Raw genomic sequence first — 1,039 nt, forward strand, 5'->3', positions numbered from 1 at the left:
AGCAATCGGGATTGGCGGTATCCACTTGGTCAAAAATCACGCCTGATTGGTAAATAGCCATTTTTGGTGTGCCTGTTTGTTTTCGTATAGGTTGCAGCCGTTGTTTTCAGACGGCCTAATATACCTTTGTATATCGACTCTATGCCGTCTAAAATAAAATATGTTGATTCACTAAAGTTGATATTTCAGACGACCTTGTATTTCGTTTTCATGGTTATAGACCTAGTCTACTTTGCTGAAGTTATCACAATCCACCGCATTTATCTTCACATGGGATCCCATCACCATCACCATCCATTTTGGTATCAGAACAATTCTGTAAAAACCATTTGGCCTCTTCGCATGACACCATCTGAGAACAATATTGCCTGCCATCACAACGATATTTATTACTATTGCTTTTTTTAGCTTGTATCGTAGCTGGATCATTAAGCTCTACTGGTGCATTAGTTTGTTTAGGGACTAATTTTGCTGCGGCGAATTGATATATCTGATAACCAATTAACCCGAAAAGTGCCAACCCTACCAATTGCGTCAATATGGAAGACGACGTATCTAAGGCAAAAAATGATTTTTTCTTTGCACTCGAACGATGGTTATGATTCCGCTTAAAATCTCTTGCCTCACGATTCAAGTAACGAATCTGTTTAGCAACATTTTTTCCTTTTCCGTTAGCAGATACTTCAAAGCCAACCGCCTCATTAAGTTCAGGACGAGGGCTTCTTTGGGAAAAGTCAGAAATATGGCAGAAAATTTCTTGTTTACTACCATCTATCCGTATAAAACCATAACCTTTTTCATCATCCCACTTAACAATTATCCCTTTCATTAACCGCTTCCCTTTTTATTGTTACTTTTAAATCACAATTTAAAATTTTGGAATAACTAGTAAGTTTGATTACAAACCGAATATGTTCAGACGATCTATTCTAATTCTGCTAATTTTTTCTCAATCGCTTCTTCGGTCATAAAGCTGCACATGCTGTGGTTGTTGACCAGCATGACCGGAGCGTCGCCACATGCGCCCATGCATTCGCCT

2 protein-coding genes are annotated in these 1,039 nt (G+C 38.6%); both read right to left on the reverse strand.

Annotated features, from left to right (window positions below; genetic code table 11):
- Positions 1-244 precede the first annotated feature (244 nt).
- Entirely contained in the window at positions 245-829 is a 585-nt protein-coding gene (locus tag ACTHS3_RS14425; RefSeq protein ID WP_070873677.1) for an excalibur calcium-binding domain-containing protein, read from the reverse strand.
- A gap of 95 nt (positions 830-924) precedes the next feature.
- Positions 925-1,039 (reverse strand): NAD(P)H-dependent oxidoreductase subunit E (locus tag ACTHS3_RS14430; RefSeq protein WP_440368297.1); only part of this gene is annotated, 115 nt, incomplete at its 5' end.

The sequence above is a fragment of the Neisseria sp. P0009.S007 genome, from assembly GCF_051962515.1.

Excerpts from the sequence above, each read along its gene's own strand:
- ACTHS3_RS14425 (WP_070873677.1), bottom strand. The coding sequence starts at position 829 with ATGAAAGGGATAATTGTTAAGTGGGATGATGAAAAAGGTTATGGTTTT.